31 protein-coding genes are annotated in these 25945 nt (G+C 62.3%); 16 read left to right on the top strand and 15 right to left on the bottom strand.

The features are described from left to right. Positions 1-40 precede the first annotated feature (40 nt). Genes AEP_RS06820 through phnG form a run of 3 tightly spaced genes read right to left on the bottom strand, consistent with a single transcriptional unit; the run spans position 41 to position 2273 of the window. A complete protein-coding gene (locus AEP_RS06820) occupies positions 41-1135 on the bottom strand; it encodes a carbon-phosphorus lyase complex subunit PhnI (RefSeq protein ID WP_087494692.1) in 1095 nt (364 codons plus the stop codon). Between the two features lie 2 nt (positions 1136-1137). Beyond that, complete coding sequence (gene phnH, locus AEP_RS06815) at positions 1138-1761, bottom strand: phosphonate C-P lyase system protein PhnH (RefSeq protein WP_087494691.1); 624 nt, start codon at positions 1759-1761, stop codon at positions 1138-1140. Continuing rightward, positions 1758-2273: a phosphonate C-P lyase system protein PhnG gene (gene phnG / locus AEP_RS06810; RefSeq protein WP_087494690.1), complete on the bottom strand. Its 516-nt coding sequence runs from the start codon at positions 2271-2273 to the stop codon at positions 1758-1760. Before phnG ends, phnH begins: the two co-directional genes overlap by 4 nt. Before the next feature lie 75 nt (positions 2274-2348). On the opposite strand from phnG, the gene phnF reads away from it, so the two are divergent. The 3 genes from phnF to AEP_RS06795 are packed head-to-tail and all read left to right on the top strand — an operon-like array spanning position 2349 to position 4382. Then, a complete protein-coding gene (gene phnF, locus AEP_RS06805; RefSeq protein WP_087494689.1) occupies positions 2349-3101 on the top strand; it encodes a phosphonate metabolism transcriptional regulator PhnF in 753 nt (250 codons plus the stop codon). Beyond that, positions 3094-3801, top strand: coding sequence for a DUF1045 domain-containing protein (locus tag AEP_RS06800; protein WP_087494688.1), 708 nt, complete (start codon positions 3094-3096; stop codon positions 3799-3801). The genes phnF and AEP_RS06800 overlap by 8 nt, the downstream gene beginning before the upstream one ends. Next, positions 3798-4382, top strand: a complete 585-nt coding sequence (locus AEP_RS06795; RefSeq protein WP_087494687.1) for a hypothetical protein — start codon at positions 3798-3800, stop codon at positions 4380-4382. Before AEP_RS06800 ends, AEP_RS06795 begins: the two co-directional genes overlap by 4 nt. An 87-nt stretch (positions 4383-4469) precedes the next feature. Here AEP_RS06795 and AEP_RS06790 read toward each other — a convergent pair whose 3' ends face one another. From AEP_RS06790 to AEP_RS06765, 6 genes are all read right to left on the bottom strand, one after another. Continuing rightward, the gene (locus AEP_RS06790) at positions 4470-5804 is read right to left on the bottom strand and encodes a TolC family outer membrane protein (RefSeq protein WP_087494686.1); all 1335 of its coding nucleotides are present in this window, start codon (positions 5802-5804) and stop codon (positions 4470-4472) included. 61 nt (positions 5805-5865) lie between these two features. After that, positions 5866-6207, bottom strand: a complete 342-nt coding sequence (locus AEP_RS06785; protein ID WP_087494685.1) for a rhodanese-like domain-containing protein — start codon at positions 6205-6207, stop codon at positions 5866-5868. A 21-nt stretch (positions 6208-6228) separates the two neighbouring features. Beyond that, positions 6229-6882: a protein-L-isoaspartate O-methyltransferase family protein gene (locus AEP_RS06780; RefSeq protein ID WP_087494684.1), complete on the bottom strand. Its 654-nt coding sequence runs from the start codon at positions 6880-6882 to the stop codon at positions 6229-6231. A 42-nt stretch (positions 6883-6924) separates the two neighbouring features. Beyond that, the gene (locus tag AEP_RS06775) at positions 6925-10104 is read right to left on the bottom strand and encodes an efflux RND transporter permease subunit (protein WP_087494683.1); all 3180 of its coding nucleotides are present in this window, start codon (positions 10102-10104) and stop codon (positions 6925-6927) included. Then, on the bottom strand, positions 10104-11237 hold the full coding sequence (locus AEP_RS06770) for an efflux RND transporter periplasmic adaptor subunit (RefSeq protein ID WP_087494682.1): 1134 nt from the start codon (positions 11235-11237) through the stop codon (positions 10104-10106). Before AEP_RS06770 ends, AEP_RS06775 begins: the two co-directional genes overlap by 1 nt. Before the next feature lie 4 nt (positions 11238-11241). Continuing rightward, a complete protein-coding gene (locus AEP_RS06765; protein ID WP_087494681.1) occupies positions 11242-11928 on the bottom strand; it encodes a TetR/AcrR family transcriptional regulator in 687 nt (228 codons plus the stop codon). 229 nt (positions 11929-12157) lie between these two features. On the opposite strand from AEP_RS06765, the gene msrA reads away from it, so the two are divergent. The 3 genes from msrA to AEP_RS06750 all read left to right on the top strand — a co-directional run bounded on the left by msrA (position 12158) and on the right by AEP_RS06750 (position 15533). Continuing rightward, complete coding sequence (msrA, locus tag AEP_RS06760; RefSeq protein ID WP_087494680.1) at positions 12158-12700, top strand: peptide-methionine (S)-S-oxide reductase MsrA; 543 nt, start codon at positions 12158-12160, stop codon at positions 12698-12700. Between the two features lie 79 nt (positions 12701-12779). Then, positions 12780-14159, top strand: coding sequence for a sensor histidine kinase (locus tag AEP_RS06755; protein WP_087494679.1), 1380 nt, complete (start codon positions 12780-12782; stop codon positions 14157-14159). A 6-nt stretch (positions 14160-14165) separates the two neighbouring features. After that, complete coding sequence (locus tag AEP_RS06750; RefSeq protein WP_087494678.1) at positions 14166-15533, top strand: sigma-54-dependent transcriptional regulator; 1368 nt, start codon at positions 14166-14168, stop codon at positions 15531-15533. A gap of 9 nt (positions 15534-15542) precedes the next feature. Here AEP_RS06750 and AEP_RS06745 read toward each other — a convergent pair whose 3' ends face one another. From AEP_RS06745 to AEP_RS20850, 5 genes are all read right to left on the bottom strand, one after another. Continuing rightward, on the bottom strand, positions 15543-15740 hold the full coding sequence (locus tag AEP_RS06745; RefSeq protein WP_087494677.1) for a hypothetical protein: 198 nt from the start codon (positions 15738-15740) through the stop codon (positions 15543-15545). A 119-nt stretch (positions 15741-15859) separates the two neighbouring features. Further along, positions 15860-16801 (bottom strand): metal ABC transporter substrate-binding protein, encoded by a 942-nt coding sequence (locus AEP_RS06740; RefSeq protein WP_087494676.1) that lies wholly within the window; start codon positions 16799-16801, stop codon positions 15860-15862. A gap of 60 nt (positions 16802-16861) precedes the next feature. Then, on the bottom strand, positions 16862-17752 hold the full coding sequence (locus AEP_RS06735) for a metal ABC transporter permease (RefSeq protein ID WP_087497223.1): 891 nt from the start codon (positions 17750-17752) through the stop codon (positions 16862-16864). An 8-nt stretch (positions 17753-17760) separates the two neighbouring features. After that, positions 17761-18579 carry a zinc ABC transporter ATP-binding protein AztA gene (gene aztA / locus AEP_RS06730; protein WP_087494675.1) on the bottom strand — a complete coding sequence of 273 codons (819 nt, stop codon included), beginning with the start codon at positions 18577-18579 and terminating at the stop codon, positions 17761-17763. Then, positions 18576-18725 carry a hypothetical protein gene (locus tag AEP_RS20850; RefSeq protein WP_198301907.1) on the bottom strand — a complete coding sequence of 50 codons (150 nt, stop codon included), beginning with the start codon at positions 18723-18725 and terminating at the stop codon, positions 18576-18578. Before AEP_RS20850 ends, aztA begins: the two co-directional genes overlap by 4 nt. Positions 18726-18826: 101 nt before the next feature. Here AEP_RS20850 and AEP_RS06725 point away from each other — a divergent pair, with 101 nt between their 5' ends. The 8 genes from AEP_RS06725 to AEP_RS06690 all read left to right on the top strand — a co-directional run bounded on the left by AEP_RS06725 (position 18827) and on the right by AEP_RS06690 (position 24196). Continuing rightward, positions 18827-19354 carry a Fur family transcriptional regulator gene (locus AEP_RS06725; RefSeq protein WP_087494674.1) on the top strand — a complete coding sequence of 176 codons (528 nt, stop codon included), beginning with the start codon at positions 18827-18829 and terminating at the stop codon, positions 19352-19354. Beyond that, entirely contained in the window at positions 19351-20028 is a 678-nt protein-coding gene (locus tag AEP_RS06720) for an ABC transporter ATP-binding protein (RefSeq protein ID WP_087494673.1), read from the top strand. Before AEP_RS06725 ends, AEP_RS06720 begins: the two co-directional genes overlap by 4 nt. 4 nt (positions 20029-20032) lie before the next feature. Then, the gene (locus tag AEP_RS06715; RefSeq protein ID WP_087494672.1) at positions 20033-21235 is read left to right on the top strand and encodes an ABC transporter permease; all 1203 of its coding nucleotides are present in this window, start codon (positions 20033-20035) and stop codon (positions 21233-21235) included. A 37-nt stretch (positions 21236-21272) separates the two neighbouring features. Then, on the top strand, positions 21273-21515 hold the full coding sequence (locus AEP_RS06710; protein WP_087494671.1) for a hypothetical protein: 243 nt from the start codon (positions 21273-21275) through the stop codon (positions 21513-21515). Positions 21516-21671: 156 nt separating this feature from the next. After that, on the top strand, positions 21672-22124 hold the full coding sequence (locus AEP_RS06705) for a DUF3299 domain-containing protein (protein WP_232459990.1): 453 nt from the start codon (positions 21672-21674) through the stop codon (positions 22122-22124). A 21-nt stretch (positions 22125-22145) separates the two neighbouring features. Further along, on the top strand, positions 22146-23105 hold the full coding sequence (locus AEP_RS06700) for an AEC family transporter (protein ID WP_442873355.1): 960 nt from the start codon (positions 22146-22148) through the stop codon (positions 23103-23105). Between the two features lie 27 nt (positions 23106-23132). Further along, a complete protein-coding gene (locus AEP_RS06695; RefSeq protein WP_232459951.1) occupies positions 23133-23507 on the top strand; it encodes a VanZ family protein in 375 nt (124 codons plus the stop codon). Continuing rightward, positions 23504-24196: a DUF502 domain-containing protein gene (locus tag AEP_RS06690; RefSeq protein WP_087494669.1), complete on the top strand. Its 693-nt coding sequence runs from the start codon at positions 23504-23506 to the stop codon at positions 24194-24196. Before AEP_RS06695 ends, AEP_RS06690 begins: the two co-directional genes overlap by 4 nt. 27 nt (positions 24197-24223) lie before the next feature. On the opposite strand, the gene pdxH is transcribed toward AEP_RS06690, so the two are convergent. Further along, on the bottom strand, positions 24224-24862 hold the full coding sequence (pdxH, locus tag AEP_RS06685) for a pyridoxamine 5'-phosphate oxidase (RefSeq protein WP_087497220.1): 639 nt from the start codon (positions 24860-24862) through the stop codon (positions 24224-24226). A 117-nt stretch (positions 24863-24979) separates the two neighbouring features. On the opposite strand from pdxH, the gene AEP_RS06680 reads away from it, so the two are divergent. Together AEP_RS06680 and AEP_RS06675 are read left to right on the top strand one after the other, a co-directional pair. After that, on the top strand, positions 24980-25189 hold the full coding sequence (locus AEP_RS06680) for a hypothetical protein (RefSeq protein WP_087494668.1): 210 nt from the start codon (positions 24980-24982) through the stop codon (positions 25187-25189). A gap of 123 nt (positions 25190-25312) precedes the next feature. Further along, the gene (locus tag AEP_RS06675; RefSeq protein ID WP_087494667.1) at positions 25313-25891 is read left to right on the top strand and encodes a nucleotidyltransferase family protein; all 579 of its coding nucleotides are present in this window, start codon (positions 25313-25315) and stop codon (positions 25889-25891) included. Positions 25892-25945: the final 54 nt, after the last annotated feature.

The following is a 25945-nucleotide window of genomic DNA, read 5'->3' as shown; positions in this document are numbered from 1 at the left end:
GTGTGGCCGGTATCCGGCAAGGTGGTTTCCAGGCGGGCGTTCATGGGGTGGTGTCCTCCACAGCGGCGGCGCGCATTTTGCGAATCAGTTCCAGCTCGGACTGGAAGTCCACGTAGTGCGGCAATTTCAGGTGTTGCACAAAGCCGGAAGCCTCCAGGCTGTCGCTGTGCGACAGCACAAATTCCTGCATTTGTGCAGGTGACTCAATGGCCTCGCCCAGCTCATCCGCGCGCAACGCACGGTCCACCAGACTCATGGCCATGGCCTTGCGCTCGCAGTGGCCGAAAGACAGGCCGTAGCCACGCGTGAACTGCGGGGGTTCGGTCTTGCTGCCGGCGAACTGGTTGACCATTTCGCATTCGGTGATTTCGATGTCGCCGATGGAAATGGCAAAGCCCAGCTCTTCCGGCTCAATCTCCACCGCCACGCTGCCAAAGCGCACCTCGCCCACAAAGGGGTGACTGTGGGCGTAGCCGCGCTGGGTGGAGTACGCCATGGAGAGCAAGAAGCCTTCGTCCGCGCGAGCCAGGTTTTGCAAGCGGGTGGCACGGGCTGCCGGGAAGCGCAGGGGCTCGCGGGTCAGGTCCACGGGCGCTGGATCACCCGGCGGAATGGGGCGGGTTTCGATCAGCCCCTCGTCATTGAGCAGATCGACCACACGCGGGGTAATGGGTGTTTGCGTACCGGCCACGGATGCCGCAGGCACGCTGCTTACCGGCGTGCGGCCTTCGGCCAGCAAGGTGAAGTCCAGCAGGCGCTGGGTGTAGTCATAGGTGGGGCCCAGTACCTGTCCGCCGGGCAAGTCTTTGAAGGTGGCCGAGATGCGGCGATCCAGCTGCATGCGTTCGGTTTTCAAAGGTACGGTGCTCCCCAGACGGGGCAAGGTGGCGCGGTAGGCGCGCACCAGAAAGATGGCCTCCACCAGATCACCACTGGCTTGCTTGATGGCGAGGGCCGCGAGCTCGGGGTCGTGCACCGAGCCTTCGTTCATCACCCGGTCCACGGCCAGTTTGAGTTGCTCACGGATTTGCGCAATGCTGAGCTCCGGCAACGCCGGGTCGCCACGGCGCTGGGCAGCCAGCAGCTCGTAACTGTTGAGGATGGCAGTTTCCCCGCCTTTGACGGCTACGTACATCTTCAGCGTCCTCCTGGAGTTGCTATGCGCGTGGTACGCGGCAGGCCTGCCAGATGGTTCTCGCTGGCCAGAAACACATCTACTCCACGCGGGAAGCGCGCCTGGTTGGCGGCCCACTGACTGGTGAAGTCAGGCGGCAGGCCCTGCACGGTGAGTGCTTGGGTGCTTTGGATGCCGGGGCCGCTGAGCTCCCAAGCACCGTCCTCATGGGCAGAAGTCAGACTTGCCACATCGATCACGCAGGTGGCGGATTGGTCGGGGTAGGCGTCAGAGCCTTGTTCCAGTTCGTGCAGGGCGGGAATGGCATCGCCTTGCGCGACCCAGACGAAGGCAGCGTCTGCGGCTGATGGCACCACGGTGCAGCCGGTATGGAATTGCAACCAGAGCGCGGCAGGGCCGGAGGCCAAGCGTGGTGAAAGCCAGACGCGGCAATCCGAATCCAGCATTGCGAGCAGAAAGGCGGCTGAGGCCGGGTGAGCACCTTGTGGCACTTGTGCGTCGTTGGGCACTGCGATGCAGCGGCCGGGGTGCGACAGGGCTTGAAGGGCCTGTCGGAACACGGCCTGGCTGCCCAACGCTTCGTGGCTGAAGCCGGCACCCAAGGTGCTGAGGTCGGGGGTGTTCATTCCTGGTCTCCTTCGTCATCTTCGCCGCCGGATTCACGCGCCACGGTGAAGAACTCCACCTTGGTGCTTTGTGCTTTGGCGTGGCGCTGTGCGCTGTGCAGAGCCAGGTGGCGGCGCACGGGTTGGAGCAACTGCTCGTTCAGCGCGTCGTGGTGGGCTGGGTCCTGCAGCAGGGCATCGGCTGCAGCGGCGAGGTGGGCCTTGCGGCGCGAGCGACCCAGCACATACGCCACGCCCACGGTGTGGCCGGAGGCCGCAGAGGCGGAGGGAAGACGCAGCGCGCAGCGGGTGACGGTGACTTCACCGAGGTTAAAGCGTTCACCAGTAGCGCCTGCACGGCCCTGCACCATGTAAAGCCCGGTTTCGGGCTGACGCAGCCATTGCGGGGCTTGCTCTGCATACGGGGCGAGTGCGGATTCGAGGAGGTCCAGTGGGGCTCTGGACAGCAGCGCCATCCAGTCCGGGCGGGTGGTGTGCCGGGGCGGTCCGTCATTGTCAAATGCGTGAAACATCGCAGTGGTACCCTGAAAGTTGTATAGACAAATTTAGAATCTGTCCGCAGCTTATCCAGCGGGTATGTAGGTTTCATGACAAGCATCACTTCCATCGACGCAGCCGCAGAAAGCGGCACCAAAGAGAGTTTCTGGACGCGCATCGCCTCCGATATTGCTGATGCCATCGGACGCGGTGCCTACCGCCCGGGGCAGCGCCTGCCGTCGGAACATGCGCTGGCGGAACAGTTCGGAGTCAACCGGCACACCATCCGCCGTTCGCTGGCGAGCCTGTCCAGCCAAGGGCTGGTGCGCATCGCTCAGGGCAGTGGCACCTACGTGGAAGACTTTGCAGTCGACCTGATGCTGGCCAAGCGCACGCGCCATCAGCAGAACCTAGCGCATGCCGGGCTCAAAGGCGGCTTGCAGGTGCTGTCGGTGCGCACCGAGCGGGCCACCAAAACACAAGCCACGGCCTTGGCCCTGCCTGCGCGCAGCAAGGTGCTGGTGCTGGAGGTGTTGGGCGAGGCCCAAGGCCTGCCGCTGCATGTAAGTGAACGGGCCTTTCCTTTGCCCCGCTTCGAAGGGCTGGACGCGGTGGTCGCGCAGACCGGCTCCATCACCGCGGCCTTTCAGGCGGCCGGCGTGGCGGACTACACCCGGCAGGAAAGCCGTATCACCGCCCAAATGCCGGAGGCGGACATAGCCACCCACTTGCGCCAGCCGGTGAACCGGCCGGTGCTGCGCGTGGAGAGTGTGAACGTGGATACAGCCGGCGTACCGATCGAATTCGCACTGACCTGGTTTGCCGGGGACCGCGTCAACCTGATGGTGAACCACCATGACTGAGACCCACTACCACCGCTATGCGGTGTATTACGCCCCCGCCATGGGCAGCGATGCATGGCAAGCCGGCAGCCAGTGGCTGGGGCGCTGTGCGCATGATGGGTTGTTGCGGGTGCAGCCGGTGGTGAACGGTATGTCACCCCTGGCCCTTGCAGAGCTGACCGCAGCACCGCGCCGCTATGGCTGGCACGCCACCTTGAAAGCGCCTTTCGCCTTGGCGGCGGGCGTGAATCTGCAGCAACTGCGTGAGCGCATGGCGCAGTTGGCGGGGAGCTTGAGCACCATTCCCATGCCCCGCTTGCAGGTGAGCCATCTGGATGACTTTCTGGCACTGACTCCCGTGGGTGACACCACAGCTCTGGACCACATTGCAGCCGCTTGTGTGCGTGAGCTGCATGCCTTGGTAGCCCCGCTGTCGGAGGCCGAGTTGCAGCGCCGCCGCAAAGCGCCGCTAACCGCTGCCGAAGACGCGATGCTGGTGGCTTGGGGTTACCCGTATGTGTTCGGGCACTTCCGGTTTCATATGTCGCTCACAGGGGGCTTGCACGGTCGTGCCCCCCAAGAAGTGCAGGCGTTGCAGACCGCTGCGCAGCGGCATTTCGATGGAAAGACGCCCGACCACATGGACAGCCTGACCTTGTTTGCCGAGCCCCAGCCGGGCGCAGACTTTGTGGTGCTGGACCAGTTCCCGCTGGCGTCATGAGCCCGGTGCTCATCTATGTGCTGGGTCCGTCAGGCGCGGGCAAAGACAGCGTGTTGGAGTGGCTGAAAGCCCATCTGCCACCGAACGCCGGTGTGCACGTTGCCCGGCGTTGCATCACCCGTGCGGCGCACCCGGGTGCAGAGCAGCACGAGCCGATGACCCGCGAAACATTTGCAGCCGCCCGCGATGCTGGCAGCTTCGGGCTGTGCTGGTCCGCCAATGGTCTGGACTATGGGGTGCGCCACGCTGAGTTGCAGGGCCCCCCCGGCACCGGCTGGGTGTTCGTGACAGGCTCACGTGCTTACCTGCCGCAAGCCATAGCCCTTTTCCCCTGGCTGGTGGTGTTGCATGTAACTGCGTCTCCGGAAGTGCTGCTCGAACGTCTGGTGGCACGCGGGCGCGAGAGTGCATCAGACATCCGGGCGCGACTGGAGCGCGCACCACCTTTGGAGCGCCCAGCGGGTACGACGGTGCTGGAAATCTACAACAACGCGCGCCTGCAGGATGCCGGGCACCAGCTGGAGTTGGCCTTGGGCTTTCTGCCGGGATGGTCAGCCCGGGCACAAAAAAGCCTCCGTTAAGGAGGCTTGCTATTGTTTGTATAGCTGCTCGCGCATATTCCGCGGGCGCCAGAGGCACTTTTTATGTCGAAGTGCCTCCGGGGGTCATCACGGTACCAGTTGGCTGTTGATAGGCGCCAGGTCCTCGGCCTTCAGGGTGCCGGCGGCTTGCTTGAGCTTCAATCCACCCACCAGCACGTCGTAACGCGCTTTGGCCAGGGTGGCCTTGGTGCTGTAGAGCTGGCTCTGGCTATTGAGCACATCGATGTTGATGCGCACACCAACCTGGTAACCCAGCTTGTTGGCGTCCAGCGCGCTCTGGCTGGAGGCTTCGGCAGCCTCATAGGCCTTGACTTGGGCCTGACCGCTTTGCACGCCGAAGTAGGCGGTGCGGGTGGCCTGCGCGATGGTGCGGCGGCTGGCCTCCAGATCGGTGCGGGCTTTCTCTTCCAGCGCCAGGGTTTCCTTGATGCGGTTCTGGGTCGCAAAACCGGCGAAAACCGGCAGGTTGAAGCTCACACCGATGGTGGCCACGTTCACACGGCTATCGGCAACAGCGGTGGATGTGCCGTTGTTGTTGACTGCGGAATAGCTGCCGGTCAAGTCCAGGGTGGGTTTGTGGCCGGCTTCTGCTTTGGCGGTTTCCAGCTTGGCCACTTCCAGGGCCACCTTCAACTGCGCCAGTGCGGGGTGTTGGTCTTCAGACTGCTGCACCCAGGCTTCCGGGTCCGCAGGTTCCACCGGTGCCAGCACGATGGGGGCGGCCAGTGGCTTGGGCGAGGCATTGCTCACGCCCACCAGCTGATTCAGGGCGATGGATTTGACGCGCAGGTCGTTCTCAGCAGCCAGTTCCTGGGCGACCACCAGGTCAAAGCGGGCCTGGGCTTCGCGGGTATCGGTGATGGTGGAGGTACCGACCTCGAAGTTGCGCTTGGCAGATGCCAGTTGCTCGGCTACTGCAGCCTTTTGGGCTTTGACAAAGGTTAGGCTGTCGGTCGAGGCCAGCACATCAAAGTAGGCCTGGCTCACCCGCACGATCAGATCTTGCTCAGAGGCCAACAACTGGGCCTTGGCGGCTTCCACGCTCTTCATGCCCTGGTCGTAGCTGGCCTTGTTGGCGGGGCGGTACAGGGGCTGGGAAGCGCTGATAGTGGCCGTTTGTGCGCCGAAGCTGCGGTCCGGGTTAGGCAGGATTTCCTGGTTGGAGCGGCTGGCACCCAATGCAAAGTTGGCACTGGGCAGCAGCAGGGCCCGGGCCTGCTCGGCTTTGGCCAGATTGGCCTCATACAGGCTCTTGGCGGACTGGTAGCTCGCGTCATAGCCACGGGCTGCGGTGTACAGGTCCTGCAGGCTTTGGGCAGACGCGTGGGATGCGGCAAACACGCCGGCCAGGGCCCATGCGAGGGGCAAGAGGCGCAGTCGGAAGGTGGTGGGGCTGTGCATGGATGGCTTTCTCAGTCAGTGTGTCAAAAGGGGATGAATTCGGTGCCTGGTCACTCTGGTGCTAGTAGCGCGGGACATGGACGTCCCGTTCTGCAGACCATGCGTCGATGCCGCCTGCAATGTTGGCCAGGTCTTCAAAGCCGCGGCTTTGCAAAAACAGGGCCACTTGCATGCTGCGCGCGCCGTGGTGGCAGAGGCAGGCAATCGGCCGGTCGGCAGGCAATTCCTGCAAGCGGACCGGAACCACCCCCATGGGAATGCTGAGCACATCGAATCCGTCAGGCACCACGCTGGCCAAGGCCAGTTCGTGGGGCTCGCGTACGTCCAGCACCAAGGGCTGGCCGAGGCCTTCCACACTGGCGTACCAGGCTTCAAGGTCGGTGGGACGGATTTGACTGATCATGCCAATTGCACGGGGAGGGTTTTAAAACTGGAAGCGCTCGGGTTCCGCAAAACCTTGCAGGCGCTGGACCACGGTTTCCCAAGTGGCCACGGTGCGGAAGTCGGTTTCGCTGGTGCGGGTGACGATGGTGCAGTTCATGACCGGGTCATCGCCAACGATAGCGCCCAGGCGTCCGCCGATCGTGAGGTGTTTCAACAGGTCTTGGGGAATTTGACCGACCGAGCCGCTGAGCAGGATCACGTCAAATTTGCCCTCGGAGGCGCCGAGCTTGGAGCCATCAGCTTCACGCACAGTCACATTGTTCAGACCGGCTTGTGCGAGGTTGCTGCGGGCAAACGCTGCGAGCTCGGGCACGATTTCCAGAGTCAGCACCTGGCGGGCGCGGTGGGCCAACAGGGCGGCCATGAAGCCGGAGCCGGCACCGATTTCGAGCACGGATTCGTGCGACTGGACGGCCAGGTCCTGCAAAAGGCGGGCTTCGAGGCGGGGGGCGAGCATGCACTGGCCGGCGGGCAGGGGGATTTCGAGGTCGGCAAAGGCCAGGCTCTTGTGGGCGGCGGGCACAAATTCGTCACGGTGCACGTTGTCCAGCAGCTCCAGAACCTGGAGGTCGAGCACATTCCAGGGGCGGATTTGTTGCTCGATCATGTTGAAACGGGCTTGATTCGGATGCATGGCGAAGTTTCCTTGGGTCACGTTAAACGGGTGTGACAAATTTTACCGGCCGGTGGAGGGTGCGCCGGACCACAAACGTTTGGCCCATTGCGCCAGATCATCCATGTAGCAGTACACCACCGGAACCACTACCAGTGTGAGCAAAGAAGAGGTAATCACGCCACCGATCACTGCCTGTCCCATGGGAGCGCGCATTTCGGCGCCTTCGCTCAAGGCAAAGGCCAGCGGCACCATGCCGAAGATCATGGCCAACGTGGTCATCAGGATGGGGCGCAGGCGCACTTTGGCGGCCAACAACAGGGCTTCCGAGCGGGGCAAGCCGGGAACGGGATGGCCTTGTTCGTCCGTGCCGCCTTCACGGGCGCGGATGGCAAAGTCCACCAGCAGAATCGCATTCTTGGTGACCAGGCCCATCAGCATCACCACCCCGATGATGGAGAACATGGAGAGCGTGGAGTTGAACATCATCAGTGCCAGCACCACGCCGATCAGCGTGAGCGGCAGGGAGGTCATCAGCGCCAACGGTTGCAGGAAGCTCTTGAACTGGCTGGCCAGAATCATGTAGATGAACACGATGGCCAGTACCAGCGCCGAAATGGCGTAGCCGAAGGCTTCCGCCATGTCTTTGGTGGAACCGCTGAATTTGTAGCTGTAGCCCGGCGGCAGGCTGATGCTGTCCATCGCGGTCTTGATGTCGGCCGACACCTCGCCCGCCGAGCGGCCCGACACGTTGCCGCTGATGGACACCTCGCGGGTAAGGTCGCGGCGGTTGATCTGGTTCGGGCCGGTCGATTCACGCACGTCGGCCACCTGGTTCAGGCGCACGATGCGGGGGCTGCCATCGGCATTGCTGCCTACGGTGAAGGGCAGGCGCTGCAGGTCCGACGCAGCATTGCGCGCATCGGGTGCCAGGCGCACATTGACGTCATAGGTTTGGTCGTCCGGCGCGCGCCAGTTGCCCACGGTCTTTCCGGCGATCAGGGTGCGCAGGGCGCTGCCGATCTGGGCCACATTCAGGCCGAGGTCGGAGGCTGCATCCCGTCGCACCCGCACGTCCAGCGTGGGCTTGTTGGGTTTCATGCTGGAGTCCAGGTCCACGAGACCGGGGACGTCACGCACCTTGTCCAGCGCCACCACGGTGAGTCGCTCGAGTTCGTGCGTGTCGGGGCCTTGAATGGAGAACAATATCTGCTTCTGCCCACCGACTGAATCCAGCAAGCCCACGTGGGTCACCGTGATGCCGGCCACATTGCGCAGGCGCTGACGCAGCTTCACTGACATCTGGTCCACGCTCAGGCTGCGGTCTTTGCGGTCCACGAGGCGGATGTAAATGTTGGCGTAAATCTTCCCCTGCGCATTGCCGGTGTTGATCGTGGTCAGCGTGTAACGCACCTCGGGGAATTCGCGGATGATGGCCTCGACCTGACGGGCCCGGGACTCCGTCACTTCCAAAGACGAACCCACCGGCGTGTTGAAGGTGAGCGATGTCTCTGAGAAGTCTGATTTGGGAACAAACTCGGTGCCCAGGAGCGGCACCATCAAGATGCTGCCGACAAAAATGCCGACGGCGATCAACACTGTGGCCAGCTTGTGCAGCAAAGCCCAGCGCAGGAAGCTTTGGTAGCCCTCAGCCAACGCCTCGGTGCCGCGGTCAAACAGGCCGGTAACGCGGCCTATTGTCTTGTCGTAGAAGGTGACCGGAGCATGGCCTTTGCCGTGGCTTTCGATACTGGGGTCATGCCAGATGCTGGAGAGCATGGGGTCCAGCGTGAAGCTCACAAACATCGAGATCAGCACTGCCGCCACGATGGTGATGCCGAACTCGTGGAAGAACTTGCCGATGATGCCGCCCATGAAGCCGATGGGCAGGAACACAGCCACGATGGAGAGGGTAGTGGCCAGCACGGCCAGGCCGATTTCCTGAGTGCCGTCCAGCGAGGCGTTGTAGGCATTTTTGCCCATCTGCACGTGGCGCACGATGTTTTCGCGGACCACGATCGCATCATCAATCAGTAAGCCCACGCAAAGCGACAGGGCCATCAGCGTGATCATGTTGATGGTGAAGCCGAAGGCATTCATGAACAGGAAGGTACCTATCAGCGCAATCGGGAGCGTGAGTCCGGTAATGACGGTGGAGCGCCAGGAGTTCAAAAACAGGAACACGATGAGCACCGTAAGCACTGCGCCTTCAATCAGCGTTTGGCGCACGTTGTTGACCGACACCCGGATCTGGCGCGACCCATCGGTGATCTGCTCCAGCCGCACGCCCGGAGGCAACTGCTTTTGCATCTCGGCCAGTGCTTTGACCAGGCCGTCCACCACCACGATGGTGTTTTCGTCCTGGGACTTTTGCACGTTCATCAGCAGGGTGCGCTGGCCGTTGTAGAGGGCCAGTGTCTCGGCCTCTTGGGCGCCATCGGCCACGCGGGCGACCTGGTCCAGTCGTACCGGTGTGCCGTTCTTGCGGGCCACAATGATGCTGCCAAAGTCTTCCGGGCGCTGCATGCGGGCTTGTACCTGAATCACGCGCTCCTGCTCGTTTGAGTGGATGGTGCCCAGGGGCAGGTCCTGGTTTTCGTTGGTGACCGCGGTGACCACCTGGTCCGGCGTGATGCCGAAAGATTCCAGCGCCTGCGGGTTCAGGTAAAGGTTGATCTCGCGCTTGGTACCGCCCACCAAAGTGACTGAGCCTACGCCGCGTACGTTCTCCAAGCGCTTCTTGAAGTTCTGCTCTGCCCAGTTGGTCAGTTCTACGGCGGTCAGCGCTTTGCCGCCCTGGCTGGCGTCCGGCAACACGGCTACCGACCAGACGGCGCGGGACGACGGATCGAAGCGCAAGACGCGGGGTTCTTTGACTTCGGTACGCAGCAGGGGTTTGACGGCAGCCACTTTTTCTCGCACATCGTCCGCCGCTTTGCGGCCGTCGATGTGCAGGCCGAACTCAATCACCACCACGCTCTGGCCTTCGTAATTGCGGGAGGTCAGGGCATTGATGCCTGCTATCGAGTTGACGCCTTCTTCCACTTTTTTGGAGACTTCACTCTCCACAATTTCGGGCGAGGCGCCGGGATAGTCGGTGATGACCACCACCACCGGAAAGTCGATATTCGGAAACTGGTCGACCTGCAAACGTTGCAGCGAAAACAGGCCCAACACCACCAGGGCCAGCATGACCATGGTGGCAAATACCGGGTTCTGGAGGCTAACGCGGGTAAACCACATCAGTTGCTACCTGCTGCGTTTTTGATAGCGGTTCCCGCACGCAGGGCGCCCACTGCGCCCGCCAACACCGGAGTACCTTCGGGTATGCCCTTGACGCTGACCATGGCCACGCCATTTGCATCACCGCGCTCGCCCAGTTCCACCGTCTGGTGGGCGACTTTGTTGTCCTGCACCCACTGCACATAGGGTTGTGGCTTGTCGGTACGTATGGCGCTCACCGGCAAGGCCAATGTGCGGCTGACACCCACGGCCAGTGCGCCTTGGGCGAACAGGCCCTGGCGCAGGCCTTCAGGCTTTTCCAGGCTCAAATACAACAGCACAGAGCGGCTGCCAGCCACCGCGCTGGGGTTGATGCGGGCCACGCGGGCTTGCAGGCGCTGGGCAGAGCCCTCTACCGTCAGTTGCGCAGTTTGTCCGGGTTTAACGCCCAGTGAGTCGGCCGCTGCCAGATTGGCTTCCACCTCAAGGCGGCTCAGGTCCACGATTTCCAGCACGCGCGCATCAATCGCCACGCGTTCGCCGGGCTGGGTCAGGCGCTGTGCGACCTGGCCTGAAATGGGGGCGCGCAGCACGGTGTCTTCCAGGGATTTGGCCGCCACATCCACACCTGCCATCGCAGCGCGGTAGGAGGCCTCGGCCGCTGCGAGGCTGGCGCTGGAGGACTCCAGTGCAGTCTGGGAAATAAAGCCCTGGTCCACCAGCTTGCGGTTGTTCTCAAAGCTGCGGCGGGCAATATCCACCTGCGCTTTGGCGGATTCGGCTTGCTGTTGAGCCTGGCGGGTGCGGGCTTGGTATTCCGTGGAGTCCACGCGTGCCAGCACTTGACCGGCTTTGACCATATCGCCTTCGCGCACAGTCAGCCCTTGCAATTCGCCGGCGACACGGGCTTTCACAAAGGCTGAGCTGACTGCTTTGATCGGGCCGGAAACCGGCAGGGTGCGGGTGAGTTCCACGGTGTTTGCACGCACCAGATCTGCAGCACCCAGCTCTAGGCTCACCGGCAATTTGAGTGCAGCCTGTTGGCTTTCCAGCACCTCTTTTTTGGCTTTGTTGCTCGCGACGAGCCGCATGCCTACACCGGCGACGACGGCCAGACTGACGGCCACAGTGGTCCATTTGATCCAGGGTTTCATAGTGTCAGGAGGCGTTGGGTGCGGCAGGTGTGCGGACTGTCAGCCCCAGCAGCAGGTTGTCGATATGGGTGTTCAAGTAGGCAATGGGGTCCAGTTCCCCATTGCCCGCCACGCAGGGTCCGATGGAGTGGCGCCACAGGGCCAGAAACATCATGGGGGCGAGCAACAAGTAAACGCCGTATTCCACATTCAGCTGCCGGAACTCTCCTGAGTCCACGCCCCGCTGCAAGACGCGGCGGATCAGGTCATTTCCGGGTTTGACGACTTCCTCTTGGTAAAAAGCAGCAAGTTCTGGAAAATTGCCCGCTTCACTCATCATCAGCTTGGATATGCCGGACGCCTTGGTGGAACCCACGCGTTCCCACCAGGCCGTCATGCAGTAGCGCAAGAGGTCGGCGCTGTTGCCTTCAAAGGTTTCCAACTCGGCGCTCCATTCGGAGAAGCGGCCCGAGATGTTTTCGCGCACCACCGCTTTGAACAGCTCTTCCTTGCTGGAGAAATACAAAAACAAGGTGCCCTTGGACACACCGGCCAGCTTGGCGACCTCTTCGGCGCGGGTGGCGGCAAAGCCTTTTTCCACAAACAGTTCCAGTGCGGCTGCCAGCAACTCACCCGGGCGTGCGTCTTTGCGCCGCTCGCGCTTGGCGCGCGCGCTGGAGGCAATGTCACAAAGGGTGGGGAGGGTTGGCATAAATTACTGACTGGTTGGTTATTAATGTACCGGTGCCGCCCCTGAGTGTCAATCCAAGTGGTTTCCCGTGCCGGGCAGTTTGTGCAAAGTTGTGCAAACCGTCTGTGCATTGCCCTTGTTGCTTCAAGATAACGGGCTCCTCCGTAAGATCATGGGCGTTCAACCGACTGAGCTTGTGCCCGGGCATCGTGCCACGGCGCTGTGAATCCCATTTTTTCAGGAGTCCTCCATGAGCACCACACACCAAACCATCACCCTGGGAGGCGGTTGCTTCTGGTGTACCGAGTCGGTGTTTGTCGAGGTGATGGGGGTTGTCGATGTTGAGTCCGGGTACAGCAATGGCCACTTGCACCAGCCCAGCTACGAAGCGGTGTGCACCGGGACGACCGGCCACAATGAAGTGGTGAAACTGGTGTACGACCCGGCGGTAGTGAGCACCCGCGAGTTGCTGGAAATCTTTTTCGTGATTCATGACCCGACCACCCTGAACCGGCAGGGCAATGACACCGGCACGCAGTACCGCAGTGGCATTTACTTCTCCACCCCGGAGCAGGAGGCCGAGGCCCGCGCCATCATCGCCGAGCTGACCGCCAGCGGGCATTACGGCCGCCCTATCGTGACCGAAGTCCTTGCGGTTCAAAACTACTGGCCTGCCGAGGCCTACCACCAGGACTTTTTTGCCCGCAATCCGACGCAGGGCTACTGCATGGCGGTGGCGGCGCCCAAGGTGGCGAAGTTCCGCAAGACCTTCGCGCGCTTGCAGAAAAGTTGAATCGACAGCCCTTCAGGCTGTAACCCGAGACGGATTCGCTGGTACAACCTGAGTTGTCATCAACTCAGGGTCCCCAGGCATGACCTCAGCAGCGTTATCCGCGCCCATCCACTTGCGCCGCCGCTTTGCGGTGATCAGTCTGGGGGGCATCCTGGCGATGGCACTGGGGCTGGGGTGGTTGATGTCCCAGATGTTGACCCAGCGCATGTTGCAGCGCGAGGGCGAGGTCAGCATGGACTTCATCCAGAACCTGCTGCGAACCGATGATTCCGGCCAGTACCTCGCACGCCCTGATGACCCCGCGCTGCAGGCGCGCTTTCTGGGCTCGATGGCCCATATTGCCTCGATGCGCGAGCCGGTACGCGCCAACGCATACACCGCCGACGGTACCGTGGCCTGGTCCACCGACGCCTCGCTGATCGGCAAACGCTATCCCGTGAACGACGAGCTGGACGAAGCCCTGCAAGGCCAACTCGTCGTGCATAGCGGTCGCATGGATGAGGACACCGTAGCCAAAGGCGAACACGTGGGACTGGCTGCTTTGGCGCCGTTTTATGTGGAAAGCTACATCCCGGTCCTGGGGCCCGATGGCAAGGCAGTGGTGGGGGTGATGGAGCTCTATAAGGTGCCAGTGCAGCTCAATGCGGCGATCCGGGAGGCCCATCTTCAACTCTGGGCTGCATGCGCCTTGGGTGCGGCCGCTTTGTTTGTGGCCTTGTACTGGACGGTGGCTCGCGCAGACCGCGTAATGCGCCTGCAGCAAGCACGCTTGGCTGAAACCCAGACGCTGGCCACCGCCATTGAGCTGGCCGGCGCTGTGGCCCATAACCTGCGCAACCCCTTGGCCTCCATTCGGGTATCCGCCGAAATGCTGCAAGCGCAGGGGGACGCAGCGCACGCCGAACACTGCACTGACATCACTGGCGCCGTCGACCGGGCGGATCGTTGGATCACCGAGCTCGTACGGGTGTCCCAAGCGCCACAGCTGCAAATTGAGCGGGTGCGCCCGGTAGCTGTCATTCGCGATTGCCTGGAGGAACTGGGGCCGGAAATGACGCGCCGCGCTATCCGTTGGTCCACATCACAGGGTGAGGCACCGGATGTGCTGGCCCATACCGCCATGCTGCGGCAGATCATGGTCAGCATCGTGGCCAATGCCATTGACGCCATGCCCCATGGGGGCGACTTGCAGGTGACTTGGGTCGTCCAGGGGCCGGCACTCAATATCAGCGTGACGGACAGCGGTATCGGTCTACACGACGAAGTGCGCCAAGCTTTGTTCAGGCCATTTTTCAGCACCAAAAGCGGAGGTCTGGGCATCGGGCTCGCGCTGGTCAAGCGCATGGTCGAGCAGTGGGGCGGGCAGATCACCCTGCGGCCGGCGCCGGAGCGCGGCACCTGTGTAGAGATGCTGTTCCCCTTGGCTTTGCCGAACCCGGCTGCGACTTCCGTACACTGATGCGCCATGGCATCCATACTGGTTATTGAAGACGAACTGGTCCTGGCCAAAAACATGGTCCGGTTCTTTGAGTCGTTGGGGCACAACGCCGAAGCGGCCCACGATGGCATTACTGGCGTGCAGGCTGCTGCCCGCATGGTGCCCGACGTGGTGATTGTGGATTTTCAACTGCCGGGCATGGATGGTCTGGAAGTCATCCGCCAACTGCGACAGACCGAGGACCCGCCGCGCGTCGTCATGGTCACTGGTCATGCGAGCGTCACGCTGGCTGTGGATGCCATGAAGGCGGGCTCCATGGACCTGCTCACAAAACCCGTGACCCTGGCCAGCTTGCGAGAAGTCGTGGAGCGGGCTTTGCGAGAACGGGGTGAGCAACGAGCCTTGCATTTCTACCGCCAGCGCGAGGCCAGTCACTCCAGCCTGAAAGCCCTCATCGGCGAGTCGCCGGAGATGGTGGCCTTGCGGTCCATGGTGCAAAAGCTGTCTCTTCTGGAACCCACCGACCAAACCTCGGCCGCGCCCATCCTGATCATCGGGGAGACCGGGACTGGCAAAGAGTTGGTTGCCAGGGCCTGCCATCAGGCAGGTCCCCGTGCCGATGCCCCCTTTGTAGAAATCAACTGTGCAGCCCTGCCTGCCCATTTGATGGAAGGTGAACTTTTCGGCTACGAAAAAGGCGCATTCACCGACGCGCATGCCCGCAAGATGGGCCTGATCGAATCAGCCGATGGCGGCACCTTGTTTCTCGATGAAATCGGCGAAATGGACTTGGGTCTGCAGGCCAAACTGCTGCGCGTGCTGGAAAACTTCAAGGTGCGCCGCCTGGGGTCGCTCACCGACCGGCAGGTGAATGTACGTATCGTGGCCGCCACCAACCGGGATCTGGATATACAGGTGCGCGAAGGGCGTTTCCGCAGTGATTTGCTGTATCGCCTGAGGGTGTTCCAGATCCAGATTCCTCCCCTGCGCGCGCGCGGGGATGACGTGTTGCACCTGGCTCGCCATTTGCTGGATCAGCAGTCCCGCAAATACGGGCATGGAACCTTGCGCCTCGACGCATCAGCTGCGCAAGCCTTGAAGTGCTATGCGTTTCCGGGCAATGTGCGAGAGTTGCGCAACCTGCTGGAGCGCGCCGCACTGTTGCAAACCGGTGGTGTCATAAAGATTGCCGATCTGGCATTGCCGCCGGCAGAAGTGCGATCGGCGCCCGCCGCCGGGGCCGGGCCTGCGACGTCTCTGGAAGCGGTGGAGCGTGAGCACCTTGTGCGCGCACTCGAAGCCCACCACTGGAATGTGACCCGTGCTGCCCGTTCCCTGGATATCAGCCGCGACACCCTGCGCTACCGCATGGAGCGCCACGGCCTGAAGCGCTGAACGCGCCCTCTAGCGGTTGTTGCGGATGGGGGAATCGTTCGCGATGCCCCAGTCCATCTTGGGCTTGAGCGGTGGGGTCATGGGCTGACCGGTGCCGTAGTTTTCGCTGTACCAAAGCGCCAGCCATACCAAACCTGCCAATGCCGCCGCGCCTGCGGCCAGCTTGAGCACGATGAGCCAGATATTGGGTTCTTTGTCGCTTGCCATGGTGCCTAAGTGTGGAAACTGTGCAGATTCAAACAATACTGTGAAATATGTGCCAAAAACGCCTGTGGCGCCCGCGGAATATGCGCAGGCAGCTCCTGAATGTATAGCAAAAACCGGCGTCAGTTCAACTTCATCCCTGCGACCAGCTGGGTCACGTTGTGACGCATCATCTTCAAGTAGGTAGCGCCTGGCTGGTCCGCGGTGGACAGTGCGTCGGCATACAGGCTGGCGCCCAAGGTGGCTCCAGCGTCTTTGCTGAGTTGGGCGATGAGCTTGGGCGTGCTCATATTTTCCACAAACACCGCGCGGATTTTTTCGCGCTGGATTTGCTTGATCAGCTGGGCCACTTGTTTGGCGCTGGGTTCGGTTTCAGTGTTCACGCCTTGCGGGGCCAGAAACTTCACGCCGTACTGCGCTGCAAAGTAGCCAAATGCATCGTGCGAGGTAATGACCTTGCGTTTGTCTGCCGGGATGGTGGCGATCTGCTCTTTGGTCCAGCTGTCCAGCGCCTGCAGTTCTTTGACGTAGGCCTCGGCGTTGATTTGGTAAGTGGCGGCACCTGCAGCGTCCACTTTGGCCAAACCGGCTGCGATGTTGCGCACGTAAAGCACCACATTGCCGGGGTTTTGCCAGGCGTGGGGGTCGGTTTCTTCGTGGGCGTGGCCTGAATGACCTTTTTCATCTTGCATGTGACGGACCTTCACACCCTTGGCGGCCACCACGGTCTCGCCTTTGTAGCCGGCAGACTTGATGAGCTTGCCAGCCCAAGGCTCAAAGCCCAATCCGTTGGTGACTACCAGCTTGGAGCCCAGCACAGTTTTGGCGTCCGCAGGCTTGGCTTCAAACACGTGGGCATCTTCATTGGCACCGACCAGGGTGGTGACCGCCACCCGGTCGCCACCGACCACGCGCACCAGATCGCCCAGGATGCTGAAGCTGGCAGTGACAAGCAGCTTGTCGGCGGCGAAGGCTTGGCTGCCCAGCAAGGTCAGGGCGGTGGCACTGGCCAAAAGAAAACGGCGGGGCATGGCGGAGAGCGAGAAGGTGTCGAATGCAGTCATGGTGATATGCAGGTTGGGTTGTGGAGTGGAAATAGGAAAGAAATGCGGATGGGGCGTGGCTCAGGCCACGCGGTGGGACCGCATCCAGCGGCGCGGCAGCCAGCCGCCGGGCGCGAGCAACAAGGAGGCGGCATAGAGCGCCCCTGCGCAGCCGATGATGGTGGGACCCGAGGGCGTGTCGAAGTGGTAAGACAGCAGCAGCCCGGCGACACCGGCCAGCGCCGCTTGTGCGCTGGCGTTGAGCAGTTGCGCGGGCAGGGTGTCGTGCCACAGGCGGGCGCTCACGGCGGGCAGCATCATCAGCCCCACAGCCATGAGCGTGCCCAGGGTCTGAAAGCCGGCCACCAGATTGAGCACCACCAGCATCAAAAAGCCCTGCTGCCACGCCCAAGGCGGCACGCCACTGCGGTGGGCACTCAGGAACACCGGGTCAAAGGTTTCCAGCACCAGCCCGCGGTACATCAGCGCCAGCGCCAGCACGCTGACGCTGGCCACCCCCGCTACCAGCAGCAGGCCGTCGCCATCCACGCCCAGGGCGCTGCCGAAGAGGATGTGCAAGAGGTCGAGCTGCGTACCGTGGCCCGCAATCAAGGTCACGCCCAGCGCTAGGGCCACGAGGTAAATGGCGGCCAGGCTGGCGTCTTCTTTCAGGGTGGTGAAACGGCTCACCGCACCTGCCATGCCCGCCACCAGCAGGCCCGCGATCACACCGCCCAGCGCCATGGCGGTGAGCGACAGGCCGCTCACCATGAAGCCGATGGCCACGCCGGGCAGCACCGCATGGCTGAGCGCGTCGCCCAAGAGGCTCATGCGGCGCAGCGTCAAGAACACGCCCAGGGGCGCAGCACTCAGCGACAGCGCCAATGTAGCCACCAGCGCGCGGCGCATGAAAGCAAATTCGGCAAAAGGGGAAATCAGGGTCTCCCACACCGGGCCCGAAAGCAAGTCCATGGACATCCTTAAACGGTAGTGGGGGTGGCGGCCAGTCGCCGGGCCAGCAGGGTGTCGAAATCCAGGCCGTTGACCTCGCCGTCGATGTCGCAAATGGCTGCTGTCTCGTCCCAAGCTTCGGCCATTGCGCGGGCGCGTTGCAGGTTGACTTCTGTCAAAACCTCGGCCGTGGCACCCCAGGCAATGCATTCGCGCGCCAGCAACAGTGTCTGGGGAAAGTGCTCCCTCACTTGCGCGTCGTCGTGCAACACGGCTATGACGGTGCGGCCTTGTCGGTGCCACTGCTGCACCAGGGTGAGCAGACCGGCGGTGGTTTTGCTGTCTACCGCGTTGAAGGGTTCGTCCAGCAGAATCAAGTCGGCGTCTTGCACCAGCAGGCGCGCAAACAGGGCGCGCTGCAACTGCCCGCTGGAGAGTGTGCCCACGGGGCGGTGCTCAAAGCCTTGCAGGCCCACCGCCTCCAGCGCAGCATCCACCCGCGCCAGCATGGCAGGTGTGGCGCTACCGAAGGCACCGGTCTGCGCCCACAGGCCCATGAGTACGCAGTCGCGCACATCCAGCGGGAAAGTACGGTCCAGCTCGCTGTGTTGGGGCAGGTAGGCCAAACGAACACCGGGTGCGTGGGCAACGTGCCCGTGCGGGTCGGGTTGCACCAGCCCGGCCAGGCTTTTGAGCAAGGTGCTTTTGCCTGCACCGTTGGGGCCTATCACCGCCGTCAATGAGCCTCGCGCAAAGTGACCACTTACATGGTGCAGCGCCGGGTGGCGGCGGTAGCTCACCGTCACGTTGTGCAGCGTGACGGCGGCGGATGGCACCAGTGTGGTCATAGTGGCGCTGCTTCCAGGCTCGCCCACCACACGCCCAGCCAGAGCAGGGCGAGGGCCGGCAGGGTGATGGCGACGCGCTGCCATGCTGGCAGGGCCAGGAATCCGGGGCGTTTGTAAAGTTGGCGGGTAGGGCGGGGAACTGTCACAAAGCAATCTCATAATGCAACTAAATTGCGATATAGTCTAACGCAACTTGGTTGCATTTAATTGACTATTGCAACTGAATTGCATTTTCGAGGATGTTCTGATGGCTTCTGTGAACCCACCGGCCCCGCCCGTGCTCAAGGGTGACGATCCGATTGACGCGCTCTTGTCGGCCCACGGCCTGCGCCGCACGGCGGCGGCGCGCCGCGTGCTGGGCTGGTTGTTGGCCCACCCCGAGACTAGTTACACCCACGCGCAATTGCAGGAGTCTCTGGCGGGCGACCACGCCGAGCCGCTGGACCGCGTGACCCTCTACCGCCTGATAGACCGCCTGACGCAGGTAGGCCTGTTGCTGTGCCGGGTGGACAGCCAGCGTGTGCGCCGCTACCAGGCCATGCCGGCCAGCGTGCACGCCACGCCGCACTTTGAGTGCCAAACCTGCCATCGCGACAGCCCCTTGGCGGGCGCCCTGCATGCGGTGGATCTGGAGAAAGCGGCACAAACCGCCATCGAATCCCTGCGGGCACTGGGCTACACCGACATGCACCTCGACTTTGCGGTGAAGGGCGTGTGCGCGGACTGCGCCACGGGTGCTGCATCTGCCAGTGCGAACGCAGGGCCCGCCGCATGATCCATAGCCAAGGTCTGCGCTACCGCTACCCCGGAGGCAGCGAGCTGCGTTTTCCGGATGTGCAAGTGCCTCAGGGCGCGGCGCTCTTGCTTAGCGGCCCATCGGGCAGTGGCAAATCCACCTGGCTGGCCTTGGTGGCTGTCTTGGTGGCGCCATCTGCCGGCACGCTGCAGGTGGCAGGCCAGGATGTGACCGGTTTGCATGGCGCGGCGGCGGACGCTTGGCGTGCTGGCGCCATCGGTTTTTTGCCGCAAAAGTTGCATTTGAGTGAGGCGCTAACCGTGCAACAAAACTTGGCCATGGCGCAATGGGCAGCTGGTAGGGATGAAGATATCGCAAGTATCCAAACTGCCCTGAATGCGTTGGGAGTTGCAGAGCTGGCAGGTCGCTTGCCCGGCCAGCTCTCCGGCGGGCAGGCGCAGCGGGTGGCGTTGGCGCGAGCAGTGCTGCTCAAGCCCCACGTGCTGCTGGCCGACGAGCCAACCGCCAGCCTGGATGACGAAGCCGCCGCACAAGCCGTGGGCCTGCTGCTCGCTACGGCAGCCCGGCACGCTGCCACGCTGGTGATTGCCACCCACGACGCGCGGGTCGCTGCCCTGGTGCCGCCTGCGGCGGATGGTCAAATCGGCTTCCAGCGCCTGTCGCTCATGCGCGAGCAGCTATCAAAAGCGTAGCGCCATGAAAACTCTATTCTTTGCATGGCGCTATTTGTGGTCCCGTCCCTTGGGGGCTGCGCTCAACCTCTTGCTGCTCAGTTTGGGGCTGGCTTCCATCACGTTTTTGTTGCTGGTGGGGGCGCAACTCAGCAAGGCTTTTGACCGTGACTTGGCCGGCATCGACGTGGTGGTGGGCGCCAAGGGCAGCCCCATGCAGCTCATCCTCTCGGGCGTGTTGCACATCGATGTGCCGCCGGGCAACGTGCCGCTGCAGGCGGTGAATGAACTGGCCAAGAACCCGTTGGTGGCGCAGATCATTCCCATCAGCCTGGGCGACAACTTCGGTGGCTATCGCATCGTAGGCACGTCGACAGCTTATGTGGACCACTACGAGGCACAGCTCGCCCAAGGTGCGCTGTGGACGCAGCCCATGCAAGCCGTGCTGGGATCTACCGTGGCCCAGCGCATGGGGCTGCAACTGGGCCAGACCTTTGTGGGCTCGCATGGCTTGGGCGCGGGTGGTCACACCCACGGCGAGAGTGCCTACACCGTGGTCGGTATTTTGAAGCCCAGTGGCAGCGTGTTGGACCGCTTGATCCTCACCGACACCGCTTCGGTGTGGAAGGTGCACGAGGACTACACGGCGGTGGACGATGACGACCGCAAGGTCATGGAAGAAGAGCGCGAAATCACCATGGCGCTGGTGAGGTACAAAACCCCCATGGCGGCCTTGAGCTTCCCGCGCTATGTAAACACCAGCACTGAGATGCAAGCCGCTGCCCCGGCGCTGGAAATCACCCGCCTGCTCAATATGCTAGGTCTGGGCACCGATGTGCTGCGCGCCTTTGCGGGCGTGCTGCTGCTCACTGCGGGCCTGAGCGTATTCATCGCCCTGTGGAGCGCGGTGCGTGAGCGCCGCACCGACCTGGCCCTGCTGCGCATGTTGGGCGCATCCCCCGCCAAAGTGGCCACGCTGCTGCTGAGCGAGGCCCTGTGGCTGGGCCTGCTGGCGGCGGTGCTTGGCGTCTTGCTGGGGCAAGGCTTTGCGCAGGCACTGGCGTTGTTCCTGAGCTTGGACAATTCGCTCTTGATCGGCGGCATGGTCTGGCCCGTCGGGTTGTGGGTGGTGCCCGCACTGGCGCTGGTCGTGTCTCTCGCTTCTGCTTTGTTGCCTACCGTGGCGGCTTACCGCGTGAGCGTGTTGCGCTTGCTGCAGAGCCGTTAACTCCGTTTGTTTTTCACTCTAACTCCCAAGGAAATTTATGAAAAAAAGCCTCCTGGCGCTCATTCTGCTTGCGCAAGCAGCTACGTTTTCTGTAGCAAAAGAAAGTGCTGAAGAAACCAAACAAGACGTGGCCAAGCACCGCGCCATGGCCGCTGCACATGAAGCTGCTGCAAAGTGTCGTGAAGCCGGTAAAGGGGAAGACATCTGCAACAAAGAGCTGCAGGCCGCGTGCAAGGGCATTGCCATTGGCAAGTTCTGCGGCATGAAACACGAGCATTGAGCCGCGGGTTCAACCCCGGGTCTTATGCGGTTCACAGGGTCGCACTAAACTGTGGCTCTTCTCCGGAGGTTTTGTATGCGCGCTGATATCTGCTCCGCCCGTCGTGGTGTCTTCTCTTTGGCCTTGGTGCTGGGTGCTGTTTGGGTCGCGCCTGCCATGGCCCAGCTCAGCTCCCCCATGCCCGGTGTTCCCGCGGGTACCGGCGCTGGCGTGCACAGCCCCAACAGCCCCTTCGCCCCTTTGAAAGACCGCGCTGACGTGCTGCCCTGGTCGGTACTGACCACCGTCAAAACCAAGACAGAGAAGAATCGCCTGCTGCCCGTGTTTCCGGCCGATGTGCAGGCCCTGAACAAAAAAGTGCAGCGCATTCAGGGCTTCATGATGCCGCTGGAACCCGGTGAAAAGCAAAAGCACTTTCTCATCAGCTCTGTGCCTCTGACTTGCTCTTTTTGTGTGCCCGGCGGTCCCGAGAGCATGGTGGAAGTGAAGACCAAGACCCCTGTGAAATACTCCATGGAAGCTGTGGTGGTCGAAGGTCAGTTTGCGGTGCTCAACGACGACCCCTATGGCCTCTACTACCGCATCACTGATGCGGTTGCCGTCAAATAACTTCCGTTTTGCTGTAGCTGCATGCCTTTGGACCACCCGATCGTATCGTCCCTGTTGCCGGTGGTTCTGCTGATTCTGGTCGGTGTAGTCACCGGCAAGATGAAGCTCATCCGCCAGGAGGCGGTACGCGATCTTTCCAACCTTGTTTTTCTGGTGCTGACCCAGGCCCTGCTGTTCCGGACCATGAGCAGCGTGCATGTGCAGGACTTGGACTTTGCACCCGTATCGCTTTACTTTGCCGTGGCGGCCGGATTGTTTACGGTGATGTTGTTGCTGCAAGGTCCCAGCAGCCGGGCTGCAGTGATTGCGCTCTCCGGCACCTTCAGCAACACGGTGATGATCGGCATTCCGCTGGTCGGCTTGGCATATGGCAAAGACGCGCTGGTGCTGCTCTTCACCCTGATTTCCTTGCACGCGCTGGTGCTGCTGACATTTGCCACCGTGGTGCTGGAGTTGCTGAGTGCGCGTGAAGAGAGCGCCCAACACGACGGGCCCGCACGCCACCCGCTCAAGTCGGTAGGTTTGGCGGTGCGCAATGCGGTGGTGCACCCGGTGCCCATGCCCATCATTGCAGGGCTGCTCTATGCCCAGACGGGTTGGGGCTTGCCCGATGTGGTGGACCGGCCCTTGCAACTGTTGGGCAATGCCTTCGGCCCGGTGGCGCTGGTGTTGGTGGGCGTAACGCTGTCTAACGCAGCCATCGGCCGCAATCTGAAGGGCGCCTTGGCCATTTCCGCTGTCAAGACGCTGTTGCATCCCGCCCTGATGGCGCTGGCGGGCTACCTGGCAGGCCTGCGCGGCATGTCGCTCACCGTGTTGGTGGTGGCGGCATCGCTGCCCATTGGTGCCAACGTGTTTTTGTTTTCTCAGCGCTACCAGAAGGCGGAAGACCTGGTCACTGCCAGCGTGGCGGTGTCTACCTTGGTGGCATTGGTCACCGTCACGCTGGTGATGTACCTCTTGCCTTTGTGGCTGGGCTGACTCAGCCGCTATCTGGAGCATTTGAACTTGAAGCTTGCCCGTCTTTTGTGGAAAGTTGCCTTTTGGCTGCTGGTGGCTTTGACCGTGTTGATGTCTTTGGTGCCCGGTGAACAGGTTCCCCAGACCCTGGTGTTTTGGGACAAAGCGCAGCACGCACTTGGTTTTGCAGCCTTGGCCGTTTTCGGTTTGCTGGCTTATCCGATGGCGGTGCCGCGTGTGCTGGTGGGTTTGCTGTTGCTGGGTGTGGCCATTGAGTGCGCGCAGGCGATGACCACCTGGCGCCAAGGGGACTGGATGGATTGGTTGGCTGATGCCACAGGCATCGCTCTGGGTACAGGTGCCATGGCGGTGTGGGCGCGCATCCGTGGCCGGACACTTTTGGCAGGAAACTCCGGCACATGAACTTCAAGTTGAAACACCCTTTGCGCACCTTGCTCACGGGGGTGCTGGCGCTACTGCCCTTGGCGGCAACCTTGTTATTGCTATCGTGGCTGTGGAGTTTTCTGGCTATATGGCTGGGGCCGGGGAGTGCCTTCGGTCAGTTGCTGACCGGCATCGGGCTGGGGCTGACTGAGTCGGAGGTGATCGGCTACCTGCTGGGCTTGATGTTGGTGGTTGCGCTGGTCTATGCCTTCGGCTTGATGGTGGAGCGGGGCCTCGAGCAAGGTGCGGCCCAGCTGCTGGAAGCATTGGTGCAACGCATTCCTGTGGTCCGCACGGTGTACGACGTGGTGCAAAAGCTGGTCGGTCTATTAAGCCGGAAAGACGGGGAGGAGCATCAGTCACTGTCGCCTGTATGGCTGTATTTTGGCGGCAAACCGGGCTCTGATGCCGGTGATGCCAGCGCTGCGGCGGGCAAGCAGGGCACAGCTGTACTCGGCTTTTTGTCGACACCGCAGGCCGTGATGATTGGTGGCATGCCTTATCTCGGGGTACTGGTGCCGACAGCGCCCGTTCCTGTGGGCGGTGGTTTGCTCTATGTGCCGCCGGACTGGGTGGAGCCCGCAGACATCGGCATGGAGGGGGTGACGAGCATCTATGTGTCGATGGGCGTCACATCCGATCAATACCTGAAGAAATCCGGGCTTTGATGCCCGTGTAGCAGACAGCCCTATGCGCTAGGGTGCCAAGCGCTCGCGCAGCCACTGGCCGTCTTCGCCTGCGCGGTAGCGCAGGCGGTCATGCAGGCGGCTCTTGCGGCCTTGCCAGAATTCCCACTGGTCCGGCTTGAGCCTGTAGCCACCCCAGTGCGGCGGACGGGGAGGTTGCAGCAAAAACTGTGCGGCGTATTTGGCGGCGTTGGTGACCAGCACCGTGCGACCCGGAATCACCTCGCTCTGGGGCGAAGCCCAAGCGCCAATGCGCGAATCCAGCGGGCGGCTGTGGAAGTAGGCGTCGCTTTCCTCATCACTCACTTTTTCGACCACGCCTTCAATGCGTACCACGCGCTCCAGCTCCACCCAATGGAACTGCAAAGCCGCATACGGGTTGCCCGCCAGTGCCTGGCCCTTGCGGCTGCCGTAGTTGGTGTACCAGACGATGCCGCGGGCGTCGTACCCTTTGATCAGTACCACGCGGGTGGACGGGCGCAAGTCGCTGCCCACAGTGGCCAGCGTCATGGCATTGGGTTCGGGAATCTCGCCCTGAATGGCTTCCTGAAGCCAGCGATCGAATTGTTGGAGCGGGTCAGCGTGCGAGGCGTGCTCATCGAGTTCGGCACGTTCGTAGCTTTTGCGAAGGTCGGCAATGGATGTCATGCCCGCAGTATAGGAAGAGTGCTCTTCCCGCGGCTTGCGATGGGTCATGCGGCAGCGGGGTGCGTGGGCGGCGACCGCCTACAATCATGGGTTGCTTTTTCAACCGGAGTCTTTTGCATGTCTGCCCAGGAAAATAACGACCAAACCGTCGTCACCGTAGTCATCGCCGTCATCATCGTGGCCATCCTGGCTTCCGTGATCGGTTTCGCCGTCCACAAGTCCCGCGCCAAGCCGGCTGCTGCGCCTGTGTCGGTGTCTACCCCTGTGGCAGAACCTGCAGATGCTGCCGCTTCGGCACCTGCTGCCCCTGCGTCCGCTGCCCAATAAACAGCTTTTTGCACCGGCACAGCCCGCCTGTGCCGGTCGCGTATCCCATTCGGGCGTTGGAGCCGGCGTCCTGCCAGTTGCATACTCTTCGCAAGTGACCTTGCCTTCCGGAGTGCAGCGCCCATGAATTTCCCCGCGAGTTACCCCCTGGTTTCATCCCTTGAGGCCGCTGCTTTGCCTGTGGTGCTGGTGCTGGCCTCCGGCCGTGGCGAGCGCTTTACAGCATCCGGCGGCAAGGTGCACAAACTGCAAGCAGACCTGGCCGGCACCCCCGTGATGCAGCGCACCCTGAACGCCGTGCGCGCCAGTGGCCTGCGCTGGCACCTCGAAGATGCAGGCCACCCCGGAATGGGCGACAGCATTGCAGCAGCCGTATGCGCCACCCGCGACGCGCCGGGCTGGATGGTGTTGCCCGCCGATTTACCCCTGATTCGCCCTGAAACCCTGGTGGATATCGCCAGAGATCCGCTGGCCGGCGAGGTACTTATGCCGGTGTTTGAAGGGCAGCGTGGCCACCCGGTGCGCTTTGCCCCTGCGTGTGGCGATGCACTCGCTGCTTTGCAGGGAAATCAGGGTGCAGCGCCCGTAGTGTCTGCGCGAGCAGCTATCAAAATAGTAGTCAACGACCCCGGTTGCATCACCGATATCGACACCCTGGACGATTTGCAACGCGCAGAACGCCTGTTGCAGGCAGCGTCCTGAACCCGCGACACGGCCGTACGGCGGCCAGTTTGTACCTCACTGGTAACCACGTGC

It is taken from the genome of Curvibacter sp. AEP1-3, from assembly GCF_002163715.1.
Classification (GTDB): Bacteria; Pseudomonadota; Gammaproteobacteria; order Burkholderiales; family Burkholderiaceae_C; genus Allorhodoferax.
Note: the sequence above shows the minus strand (reverse complement) of the source record. Positions and strands in the feature narration are given on the sequence as shown.

Excerpts from the sequence above, each read along its gene's own strand:
- AEP_RS06820 (WP_087494692.1), bottom strand. The coding sequence starts at position 1,135 with ATGTACGTAGCCGTCAAAGGCGGGGAAACTGCCATCCTCAACAGTTAC.
- phnH (WP_087494691.1), bottom strand. The coding sequence starts at position 1,761 with ATGAACACCCCCGACCTCAGCACCTTGGGTGCCGGCTTCAGCCACGAA.
- phnG (WP_087494690.1), bottom strand. The coding sequence starts at position 2,273 with ATGTTTCACGCATTTGACAATGACGGACCGCCCCGGCACACCACCCGC.
- phnF (WP_087494689.1), top strand. The coding sequence starts at position 2,349 with ATGACAAGCATCACTTCCATCGACGCAGCCGCAGAAAGCGGCACCAAA.
- AEP_RS06800 (WP_087494688.1), top strand. The coding sequence starts at position 3,094 with ATGACTGAGACCCACTACCACCGCTATGCGGTGTATTACGCCCCCGCC.
- AEP_RS06795 (WP_087494687.1), top strand. The coding sequence starts at position 3,798 with ATGAGCCCGGTGCTCATCTATGTGCTGGGTCCGTCAGGCGCGGGCAAA.
- AEP_RS06790 (WP_087494686.1), bottom strand. The coding sequence starts at position 5,804 with ATGCACAGCCCCACCACCTTCCGACTGCGCCTCTTGCCCCTCGCATGG.
- AEP_RS06785 (WP_087494685.1), bottom strand. The coding sequence starts at position 6,207 with ATGATCAGTCAAATCCGTCCCACCGACCTTGAAGCCTGGTACGCCAGT.
- AEP_RS06780 (WP_087494684.1), bottom strand. The coding sequence starts at position 6,882 with ATGCATCCGAATCAAGCCCGTTTCAACATGATCGAGCAACAAATCCGC.
- AEP_RS06775 (WP_087494683.1), bottom strand. The coding sequence starts at position 10,104 with ATGTGGTTTACCCGCGTTAGCCTCCAGAACCCGGTATTTGCCACCATG.
- AEP_RS06770 (WP_087494682.1), bottom strand. The coding sequence starts at position 11,237 with ATGAAACCCTGGATCAAATGGACCACTGTGGCCGTCAGTCTGGCCGTC.
- AEP_RS06765 (WP_087494681.1), bottom strand. The coding sequence starts at position 11,928 with ATGCCAACCCTCCCCACCCTTTGTGACATTGCCTCCAGCGCGCGCGCC.
- msrA (WP_087494680.1), top strand. The coding sequence starts at position 12,158 with ATGAGCACCACACACCAAACCATCACCCTGGGAGGCGGTTGCTTCTGG.
- AEP_RS06755 (WP_087494679.1), top strand. The coding sequence starts at position 12,780 with ATGACCTCAGCAGCGTTATCCGCGCCCATCCACTTGCGCCGCCGCTTT.
- AEP_RS06750 (WP_087494678.1), top strand. The coding sequence starts at position 14,166 with ATGGCATCCATACTGGTTATTGAAGACGAACTGGTCCTGGCCAAAAAC.
- AEP_RS06745 (WP_087494677.1), bottom strand. The coding sequence starts at position 15,740 with ATGGCAAGCGACAAAGAACCCAATATCTGGCTCATCGTGCTCAAGCTG.
- AEP_RS06740 (WP_087494676.1), bottom strand. The coding sequence starts at position 16,801 with ATGACTGCATTCGACACCTTCTCGCTCTCCGCCATGCCCCGCCGTTTT.
- AEP_RS06735 (WP_087497223.1), bottom strand. The coding sequence starts at position 17,752 with ATGGACTTGCTTTCGGGCCCGGTGTGGGAGACCCTGATTTCCCCTTTT.
- aztA (WP_087494675.1), bottom strand. The coding sequence starts at position 18,579 with ATGACCACACTGGTGCCATCCGCCGCCGTCACGCTGCACAACGTGACG.
- AEP_RS06725 (WP_087494674.1), top strand. The coding sequence starts at position 18,827 with ATGGCTTCTGTGAACCCACCGGCCCCGCCCGTGCTCAAGGGTGACGAT.
- AEP_RS06720 (WP_087494673.1), top strand. The coding sequence starts at position 19,351 with ATGATCCATAGCCAAGGTCTGCGCTACCGCTACCCCGGAGGCAGCGAG.
- AEP_RS06715 (WP_087494672.1), top strand. The coding sequence starts at position 20,033 with ATGAAAACTCTATTCTTTGCATGGCGCTATTTGTGGTCCCGTCCCTTG.
- AEP_RS06710 (WP_087494671.1), top strand. The coding sequence starts at position 21,273 with ATGAAAAAAAGCCTCCTGGCGCTCATTCTGCTTGCGCAAGCAGCTACG.
- AEP_RS06705 (WP_232459990.1), top strand. The coding sequence starts at position 21,672 with ATGGCCCAGCTCAGCTCCCCCATGCCCGGTGTTCCCGCGGGTACCGGC.
- AEP_RS06700 (WP_442873355.1), top strand. The coding sequence starts at position 22,146 with ATGCCTTTGGACCACCCGATCGTATCGTCCCTGTTGCCGGTGGTTCTG.
- AEP_RS06690 (WP_087494669.1), top strand. The coding sequence starts at position 23,504 with ATGAACTTCAAGTTGAAACACCCTTTGCGCACCTTGCTCACGGGGGTG.
- pdxH (WP_087497220.1), bottom strand. The coding sequence starts at position 24,862 with ATGACATCCATTGCCGACCTTCGCAAAAGCTACGAACGTGCCGAACTC.
- AEP_RS06680 (WP_087494668.1), top strand. The coding sequence starts at position 24,980 with ATGTCTGCCCAGGAAAATAACGACCAAACCGTCGTCACCGTAGTCATC.
- AEP_RS06675 (WP_087494667.1), top strand. The coding sequence starts at position 25,313 with ATGAATTTCCCCGCGAGTTACCCCCTGGTTTCATCCCTTGAGGCCGCT.